The sequence below is a fragment of the Sulfuricurvum sp. genome (assembly GCF_023250475.1).
In the GTDB taxonomy this organism is placed as follows: Bacteria; Campylobacterota; Campylobacteria; order Campylobacterales; family Sulfurimonadaceae; genus Sulfuricurvum.
In genome coordinates this window covers 1-8807 of record NZ_JAHFAQ010000094.1, presented here as the reverse complement: position 1 = coordinate 8807, position 8807 = coordinate 1, and the positions used below count along the sequence as shown (strand labels likewise).

12 protein-coding genes and 4 tRNA genes are annotated in these 8807 nt (G+C 41.3%); 10 read left to right on the top strand and 6 right to left on the bottom strand.

Annotated elements, in window-relative coordinates:
* Positions 1-446 (bottom strand): dihydroxy-acid dehydratase (locus Q0C19_RS09055; protein ID WP_295055259.1); only part of this gene is annotated, 446 nt, incomplete at its 3' end.
* A 151-nt stretch (positions 447-597) separates the two neighbouring features.
* Between Q0C19_RS09055 and Q0C19_RS09050 the strand changes: the two genes are divergently transcribed.
* The 8 genes from Q0C19_RS09050 (at position 598) to Q0C19_RS09015 (ending at position 4260) form a co-directional block, all read left to right on the top strand.
* Positions 598-672: transfer RNA gene (locus Q0C19_RS09050), tRNA-Gly, on the top strand.
* 62 nt (positions 673-734) lie between these two features.
* Positions 735-821: transfer RNA gene (locus Q0C19_RS09045), tRNA-Leu, on the top strand.
* Between the two features lie 8 nt (positions 822-829).
* Positions 830-903: transfer RNA gene (locus Q0C19_RS09040), tRNA-Cys, on the top strand.
* 31 nt (positions 904-934) lie between these two features.
* Positions 935-1022, top strand: a tRNA-Ser gene (locus tag Q0C19_RS09035).
* Positions 1023-1126: 104 nt separating this feature from the next.
* Entirely contained in the window at positions 1127-1555 is a 429-nt protein-coding gene (locus Q0C19_RS09030; RefSeq protein ID WP_295055257.1) for a MarR family transcriptional regulator, read from the top strand.
* 174 nt (positions 1556-1729) lie between these two features.
* Complete coding sequence (locus Q0C19_RS09025) at positions 1730-3295, top strand: methyl-accepting chemotaxis protein (protein WP_295055255.1); 1566 nt, start codon at positions 1730-1732, stop codon at positions 3293-3295.
* A 130-nt stretch (positions 3296-3425) separates the two neighbouring features.
* Positions 3426-3665 (top strand): CDGSH iron-sulfur domain-containing protein, encoded by a 240-nt coding sequence (locus Q0C19_RS09020; protein ID WP_295055253.1) that lies wholly within the window; start codon positions 3426-3428, stop codon positions 3663-3665.
* A 172-nt stretch (positions 3666-3837) separates the two neighbouring features.
* Entirely contained in the window at positions 3838-4260 is a 423-nt protein-coding gene (locus Q0C19_RS09015; protein ID WP_295055251.1) for a hypothetical protein, read from the top strand.
* A gap of 3 nt (positions 4261-4263) precedes the next feature.
* Here Q0C19_RS09015 and Q0C19_RS09010 read toward each other — a convergent pair whose 3' ends face one another.
* From Q0C19_RS09010 to cowN, 5 genes are all read right to left on the bottom strand, one after another.
* On the bottom strand, positions 4264-4392 hold the full coding sequence (locus Q0C19_RS09010; protein ID WP_295055249.1) for a hypothetical protein: 129 nt from the start codon (positions 4390-4392) through the stop codon (positions 4264-4266).
* Positions 4389-5003, bottom strand: a complete 615-nt coding sequence (locus Q0C19_RS09005; protein ID WP_295055247.1) for a phosphatase PAP2 family protein — start codon at positions 5001-5003, stop codon at positions 4389-4391. Before Q0C19_RS09005 ends, Q0C19_RS09010 begins: the two co-directional genes overlap by 4 nt.
* On the bottom strand, positions 5000-5563 hold the full coding sequence (locus Q0C19_RS09000; RefSeq protein WP_295055245.1) for a DUF4337 domain-containing protein: 564 nt from the start codon (positions 5561-5563) through the stop codon (positions 5000-5002). The genes Q0C19_RS09005 and Q0C19_RS09000 overlap by 4 nt, the downstream gene beginning before the upstream one ends.
* A gap of 114 nt (positions 5564-5677) precedes the next feature.
* Entirely contained in the window at positions 5678-6565 is an 888-nt protein-coding gene (locus tag Q0C19_RS08995; protein ID WP_295055243.1) for an AEC family transporter, read from the bottom strand.
* A 65-nt stretch (positions 6566-6630) separates the two neighbouring features.
* Complete coding sequence (cowN, locus tag Q0C19_RS08990) at positions 6631-7041, bottom strand: N(2)-fixation sustaining protein CowN (protein ID WP_295055241.1); 411 nt, start codon at positions 7039-7041, stop codon at positions 6631-6633.
* Here cowN and Q0C19_RS08985 point away from each other — a divergent pair.
* Both Q0C19_RS08985 and Q0C19_RS08980 read left to right on the top strand, forming a co-directional pair.
* On the top strand, positions 7018-8058 hold the full coding sequence (locus Q0C19_RS08985; protein ID WP_295055239.1) for an AraC family transcriptional regulator: 1041 nt from the start codon (positions 7018-7020) through the stop codon (positions 8056-8058). The two genes, cowN and Q0C19_RS08985, sit on opposite strands and share 24 nt — an antisense overlap.
* 20 nt (positions 8059-8078) lie before the next feature.
* Positions 8079-8807 (top strand): MBL fold metallo-hydrolase (locus Q0C19_RS08980; RefSeq protein WP_295055238.1); only part of this gene is annotated, 729 nt, incomplete at its 3' end.

Below are 8807 nucleotides of genomic sequence, written 5' to 3'. Positions count from 1 at the left end.
TGCCCTGCCTTCATCGGCCCGCCCGAAACAAAAATCGTCGGCACATTGACACGCAATGCACCCATCAGCATCCCCGGAACGATCTTGTCACAGTTTGGGATACAGATAAGCCCGTCAAGCTTGTGGGCATTCATCACCGTTTCGATACAATCGGCAATCAGCTCACGGCTAGGAAGTGAGTATAACATCCCATCATGCCCCATCGCAATGCCATCATCCACACCGATCGTGTTAAACTCGAACGGCACTCCGCCTGCTTCACGAATCGCCTCTTTAACAATTCGGCCGTACTCTTGGAGGAAAAAATGTCCCGGAATGATATCAATGTGCGAATTCGCAACCCCGATAAACGGCTTATTGAAATCTTCGTCTTTTAACCCGGTTGCACGAAGCAAACTGCGGTGAGGAGTTTTGTCAAATCCACGTTTAATGGTATCACTACGCATGGGATTCCTTTATAGTATAGTTTTAATTAGCGCGATTATACCTTAGCGGAACTCTAAAAAACGTATGCCTCATCTCAAAACGGTAAAAAAAACTCTAGAACTCTTTACACGCTATAATTTTTTTGCTATACTTCCAGTCCACAAAAACAATGCGGGAATAGCTCAGTGGTAGAGCACAACCTTGCCAAGGTTGGGGTCGCGAGTTCGAACCTCGTTTCCCGCTCCAGATAATCCCAGTTGAAACATTGCGTTTTAATGTTTGAGCTGAGATATTTTTTTCTACAAGATGCCCGGATGGCGAAATCGGTAGACGCAAGGGACTTAAAATCCCTCGGTGGTAACACTGTGCCGGTTCAAGTCCGGCTCCGGGCACCACTTATGGTGGCGGCATAGCCAAGCGGTAAGGCATGAGCCTGCAAAGCTCTGATCCCCGGTTCGAATCCGGGTGCCGCCTCCAGCATAGAAAAAGATAGCTTCAATTTTACTACGGGTCACTGGCAGAGTGGTCGATTGCACCGGTCTTGAAAACCGGCGAGGGTTATACCTCCCAAGGTTCAAATCCTTGGTGGCCCGCCATCACATTAAACTTCCTTAAATACGAACTTACAAGCGCCCATTCAACAATCAAGTGCAACAACGTTATCTTTATTAAGTATTTTAGCTGTTACAAAAGGATCTTTATGAGTTTTGAATCCGATAAATCCATCTTATTCTTAATCGCAAAAGCGCGGAACATCCTAAAAAAAGAATTTGAAAAAGAACTCAAGCCATTCAATATCTCTTACGCTCATCGCGTCATATTAATCCGGCTTAGCGAAAAAGATGCAGTAACGCAAAAAGAGTTGGCGCAAGATACCTATTTTGAACAATCAAATTTAACGCTAATGCTGGATAAACTAGAGCTAAAAGGGCTGGTTAAACGACAACCCAAAGAAAATGATCGACGAGCCTATCTTATTTCGATTACGTCGGAAGGGAAAGAACTAATCGCTCCACTAATCCAAATGGGAGAAATGATTATGCAAAAGGCATTAAAGGGTGTCAATCCTGAGCAGAAAAAAGAATTTTCATCTTTGCTAGAGTTACTTTACCAAAATCTAAAAAACTGATCCGTATCATCCAATACAATACTATTCTCTTCCTTATTTCTCTCCAATAAAATATTTAGTCATTTAGCAGAATAACGAATCTTATAAGTTTATATTATAAATTAAGTGCTACTTTTATATACTTTTATCTTAGTTATCATAATAACTATAAACAAAATGGTTACGGAGTTTTTCATGAAGAATATGACGATTAAAGCAAAACTTTTTATAGTTCCCCTTGCACTTTTATTGGTGTTTATCGTAACCTATGTAGTTTATGCGAATAAACATTCAACAGCAGAAGCTGCAATGCAACGCTCTATCGAATCAAAAGAAGCCGTTAATGAATTTTTAACTACACGGATTACCGTTTACCAGTTTCTAAAAAAGCCCTCTGAAGAAACGTTTTCCAAAGTTCATACTAATCTTGAAAAAAATCTAGCTATGGTCAAAGAGCTCAAAGAGAAATTGTCTTTACCCGACAATAAAGCAAAATGTGATGAGACGAAATCTCTTATCATGCAATATCAAGAAGAATTTGATTCAAAAGCCAAAGAGATAATGACTGCTGACGTTTCAAATCGGAATGATATTAATTTAAACACATTAGTCAGTATCAGCGGCGAATTACAGACTAAACTGGAAGAAATCGCTGTAAGTGCAGTAGAGCTCAGTGAAACGTCTTTAAGCGCTGTCAATACCCTCCTTATATTTTGTTTTGTATTTGCTGTATTGGTCGTCTTTGTTATCAACCTCGTAGTGACCAAAGAAATTACAGGATCAATCCATTTACTGCAAACAAAAATAAAGAATTTCGTAGATACCAAAGATCTCAAAATTCGTTTATCGTATGATCGAAATGATGAGATCAAAGCGATCATTGATAGTTTTAATATTTTGTTGGAGACACTTGAGCATACTATACAAGAAGCAAAAACTGCCGCGAATGAAAATGCCTCTGTTTCAAGTGAATTACACAGTACTAGTATGCAAATCGGACAAAATGCTGAAATGAGCATGGAAATCGTCCAAAATACTATTGATGAGATACATGACATTAAAAATTTTATAGAATCAACCGTATCACTTTCAGAAAAAACAAAAGAGAGTATTCAACTATCAGGAGAAAAGCTTCATAACGTGCTAACAGATATGAAACAACTCAAAGCGGATGTCACCGATGCGAGCGAACTTGAATCCGGTCTTGCCGCAAAATTAGAGCAAATGAGCACCGAAGCTGAACAGGTAAAACAAATTTTGGTAGTTATCAGTGATATTGCGGATCAGACGAATCTTCTCGCTTTAAATGCCGCGATTGAAGCGGCACGAGCGGGAGAACATGGACGAGGATTTGCCGTTGTCGCTGATGAAGTCAGAAAATTAGCCGAACGAACACAAAAAAGTCTCACCGAAATCAATGCTACTATTAATGTTATTGTCCAATCCATTGTAGACTCTTCCGATCAGATGAGCATTAATGCAAAAAACATTGAACGTCTTGTGGGCATTTCGGAAACAGTTGAAAATGTTGTAGAAGAAACCGTATCATCGATGCAAGAGTCTAAGGAGAGTGTTATTTTAAATGCAAAAAATTCTACTAAAATAGCGGAAGATTCGGTAAAAATCGTTGCTTCAGTTTCAAGAATCAATAAATTGACGTCGGATAATGCTCGCAGCGTTGAAGAAATTGCTAGTGCTGCGGAACATTTATATAAATTAACAGACGGTCTCAATATCAAATTACAACAATTCAAGTCATAAATTACTTCTCTCGTTAAAAGGAGCTTTATTGTCTCCCTTTAGCTTTAATAAAAATCCATTAATCCTAAATTTTTATCTTATTCGATTTAACCCATGCTATGATTTTCTCCTTTCGCTGGAGGAGTAGAGGATGGAAACCTATTTTCAGAATGCGCCGTTTAAAGCATCGTTGGATGCCGATAAAGAGTATTGGTACTGCACCTGCGGACAATCAAAAACTTTTCCGTTTTGTGACGGGAACCATGAGGGGACCGGCAAAGCGCCGATCAAGTTTTCAGTAGAAGTCGAAACCGATAAGTGGCTTTGCCGATGCGGACGCTCAGGCCGTAAGCCCTACTGTGACGGATCGCACCAACAAGGCGGCAGTTAACATAAGGTAAATTGTGATTAATAACGAAAAAAAGATTTCCCTAAAGCCGATAAAATTTGCTCGAGCGGTTCGATGTATCCGTAATACTCTGTTTATTTTTCTCATATTTCTCTATATTCTCTTCGAAGAATTTATTTGGAAATATGCTGTCAACCCAATATTGCAATACCTCGTGGCATTTCACTTCTATCGGCGCTTCTTAGACTATATCCGCTTCCAAGCCGAACGATTAAGTGTTTTGATACTCTTTCTTATCCCGTTTGCTCTGGGGGAAGGGGTAGGTACGCTATCGGCCATTATGGTTGCTCAGTTCCATCTCTTTAGTGCCGTATTGCTGTATTCCTTGAAAATTCCTCTGATTGTAATTTCCCTGGGCATCTTGCATAACGGCAAAGAGAAGCTTCTCTCATACGGGTGGTTTGCCTTGTGCTATACGTGGGTTATAGCTCAGCTTAGCAAGCTTCATGCAAGTCATCTTTATCGTTATACTGTTCATTTGCGAAGTCGATTTATCCATCGTTCAAGCCGTCTCAAACGATGGATAATACATGCCTATCATCATCTTCGCTACTCGATTAACCAAAAGAAAACATAAGAGTCACGTGTCGTTAGAATTTTTTTCTTTGTTTTTCTTATCAACTTTTGCAAGTGCGATTATCGGTAAAACAATAACGGCTAACAAAAGGATTGCCGCAAACGTAATTTCTATAAAATCAATACGAGTCATTCTATTCCTTTAGGGGTAATTGCGGCAAAAATTTTATGTACGCTCAATCGGACAAAAAGTACGATGAGCAGGCTAGATACCCATCCTGCCATTACATCCGCCGGAAAGTGGGCTCCCAGATTAATGCGAGAGAATCCGACTAATATGACGAATGATATGGCTATGTATTTTTGCCATGGGGCAAGAAGCAAAGGCCAAATCGTTGCAACCATGAGCATTGCAAAAGATGAATGGCCACTCGGTAAACTATGATGATATTCGGCCTGTCCGATAATATGAACCGTCTCTATAGAAAGAGCCAAAGGGGGTCTTGGAAAATCCATCAAAGGTTTAAGGATACCTACAAAAGCACTGTCCAGAAAATACGCTATACAAAATACCGCTATTGTACTGATCCAAAGTGATTTCACATACGTTTTTTCTTTAGCGGTCTTAGCAATTACACCTATAGCTACCAGACAAAGAAGTATCAAATATAGAAGAAATAGCTTATGCGAAGCCGCTGCGGTTACCGCAAGCATTGCCTTATCTAGGATATCGCTGTGGATATCATTAATACGATGAAATAGCCAAACGTTTAATCCGCCCCAATCATACAAATACCATTTCATAACCATGCTTCAGCCCATAATGCTATTCCCCCGACAGCAGCGACAACGGCAATACTAAACAACCATTTTTTACGCGTCAATACGGTAATCGATGCCAATGAAATAGCGATTTGGATCAATGTCATCGATTGCGCCAAATGATGATGGGGAATCATGGAATTATCGCTCTCTTTATCGGCTTTTGCGGATGCCGCTTCAAGGGATTCAGCTTTATGTTTGATTTCTATTTTTTCTTCTTCATATTTATCGAGCTGTTTTTTATAAAACTCTTTTTTCTCTTTCGGGGCAATATCTGAAGCCAACTCCATTAAATGCCCCTTGTTGCTTTTAGCTTGATAAAAGTTCCATTGATCGGAGGCCTGTGTTTTCAGCAATACCGCTTCATTTTTAAACATCATCGCTTCATTTTGGGTAGCGCCCCCTTGATAACTGACAATAGCCCCTATAGAGGCCAAAATAGCGGTAAAAATAGCAACATATTGACCTAATCCTTTTTCTTCTGCCGCATGATCCACTGCATGATCGTGCGCTCCGTGAACGTGAAAAGCGTGCCCTGACATTTGTATCCTTACTGCCTGTAATCATAATTTCAAACAGATTCTAAACACAATATATAAATGAATGTAAAACATTAAAAAATTTGCAGAAAAACGATCTAATACGGGTCAAACAATCTATCGGATATTTTCTAAAAGATAGGAGATGAGGGGTAATGTTATCAGCGAAACAAAAATACCGTATCCCACCAAAGCCGCACTCAGTTCGGGGGCAAATCCCGCCGCGATCGCTAATGCTCCGGCCGTAATCATCGAGGGCATTCCCGATTCTAGCACCGCCGTTTTTAGAGCGAGCGGGTCCGTTCCCATCGCAAACAAAATCCCAAACGCGATAAGCGGCATAATGATCAGTTTTAAAACCAGCGACTGTGCAAATAGGCTGTAGTTAATTTCTCCGCCAAATTTCATCGAATACCCGACCGAAACCAAAGCCAGCGGTACCAACGTCGATGAAAGAAGTTTTAAATACGGCTGGGTAACAACGGGCATATCCCCGAGGAAGAGGGCAAGTACAAGAAAAATAAACGGCGGGAAAAGGAGGAGCTTTTTCACAATCAGCCGTTTATGAAAGGTTCCCGTCTCATAACGTGCAATCACCGCCGCTCCGTAGAGGGAGAGGATCAAAAAGGTTCCAAATTGATCGTACATCAATACATACGGAATAGCCCCTTCGCCCAAGAGGGTGTGGACAATAGGTATCCCGACAAAAGAGGTATTTCCCAGCGGCATAACAAGTAAAAGTGCCGCACGGACATGGGGAGGATGATTTCGCGTCATAACAATAACAAAGACGATGACAATCGGAAGCAGCAGCCACGGCATGAGGATAACCCCAAGGGCTGAAAAGTCGAAATGAATCTTCGGAACCTGAGTCAGTACCGTAGCGGGAAGCGATACGTAGATAACAAAAAAGTTGAGGCTTTTGGCAAAATCAACAGGGGCATCCGCTTTTTGCAGTACTATTCCAATAAGCAACAAAGCGATGATAAAGGCAAACTGCTCCAAAACGATCCCTGAATATAAAATTTACGAATAGTATTCAACACCCCCTTTTAATTCTCTAAAAAAGCTTAACAGCACTGATATTCGCAGTTTTTCATCAACTCAAGCCCAACCGTATGATTACTCTCTTCAAACAGTTCTTCAATGTAAAATACGGAGGAGCATACATGATAGAGAACCTTTTCATCTGAGCATTTTGCATAATAGCTCTGCGGGATTTTTTCCTTAAATACCTCCCAAAAACGATTGCTGTATTTCTCGTCTTCTGTAACTTCGATGATCGCATCGATAACGTCCGAAGCGTGCTGATAACAATCAATGTTCATAAAAGATACATATCTATCTACAATTTCTGCTTTATTTTTATCCACTTTATTGCCTTTTGTCGAATTTCCGTTATTGTATAATGGACTTAGACATTTGTAGATGACTTTATATGACAAAGGATTGACATATTGCGAACTGCGAAAACGGATCATCGCCAAAGAATGGTACGTGCAGAAGTCTTATGGCCTATTTTGATGTTTTTACAAAAGGGGTACGGGTTTGATACCCATGCTTTTTTGTCAGTACGCGGTCTGGATATGCAAACGCTGCAAACGAAAGATACGCAAATCAATGCCGCTTATCTTGCAGAGCTGTTCGATGAAGCAACCCTATTTACCGGAGATGCCAATCTCTCTTTTAAACTCGGAGAATGGGCTAATCCTCATTCTCTGGGGGTATTCGGTTATCTCCTCCTCCACTCTCAAGACATCAATGAAGCCCTCCAGAAACTGTGCCGCTATTATCCGTTGATCGGACGCAGTCTCAAACCTATTTTGGCAGAGACCAAAAACCGTTACAAACTCGGATTCATGTTCTTCTTTGAGGGAGAGTTTACCCCTTTGGGAAAATACCAATCGGAAATACATCTTTCTGCCGCCTTGAGTCTTATCAACAAAATCGCCTCCGAAAAGATTATCCCCGAATACGCAACATTTCGACACGCCAAACCTTCTGATCTCACCGAGTACAAGAGGATTTTCGGAGAAAAACTCTATTTTGATGAAGAGGAAAACGCACTGATTTTTTCCAAAGAATCCCTTGCGGTTAAAACACTTTACGAGAATCCCTCTCTTCTTCGTCTATTCGAAGATGAAGCTGAGAAATGTCTCGGAATGGAAATTCACGGAGGGGTGAAAGAGGAGATATCCGGATTGATCCTGATCTGTGCGGGAGAACTTGATTTTTCCCTTGAAGGGGTTGCGAAAAAAGCGGGACTGCACCCTCGAACACTTCAAAAAAAACTTAAAGATGAAGGAAGCAGCTATACGCAACTGTTGACAGAAGTCCGGAAAAAACTCTCAAAACGGTATCTTCTTGAGAAAATAGATATCGGAACGATTGCTATCTATCTGGGATATTCTGAAATCACCGCCTTTTTACGCGCTTTTAAAAAATGGTATGGAATTAGCCCGGGAGAGTGGCTTGCTTCTGAAAAGTCGGTAAAATAATAGTACAGAAAAGGGATACTATGGCGCACCGATATACATCACCGAAACTCTCATTTTTAACCATTCTCAAATGGCAGTTCTCCAAATCTTTTCGTAAAAAAGGGGCAGTACGCTCGGCTTTGTCGATTGTCCACCAAAAGAAACTTCCCGAGGGTGAATATCTTCTCTGGCTCGGACATGCCAGTGTATGGGCCAATATTGCGGGGACTACCGTTGCCATCGATCCGGTACTGGGAGATATCCCCCTCTATCGGCGCCAAAGCCCTCTGCCGATCCCCCAAGATCAGCTGCGTGCCGATGTGATCCTCATTACCCATGCCCATTACGATCATTACGACAAAGCTTCTATAGAATACCTCCTCAAACAAAATCCCGAAATGATTATCGTAGCACCTAATGGATTTTGGCGCTATCTCAAAGGAAAAATAGATCGTGAGAGATGTTTTGAATTGGAGTGGTGGGAATCGGTAATGGTCGGGGGACTTTTTATCACCCTGACCCCCAGCAAGCACTGGAGCAAGCGGACACCGTTTGATACCAATAAAGCATTATGGGGCGGATATGTTATCCAAAACGATACACATACCCTCTATCACAGCGGAGACAGTGCAATGGGCGAGCATTTTAAAGAGATTGGAGAAAAATTCGATATTGACGAGGCATTTTTACCGATCGGAGCTTACCGGCCCGAAGCGATTATGAAACACAATCACCTCAATCCTCCCGAAGCGCTTCAAGCGGCGGAAGAT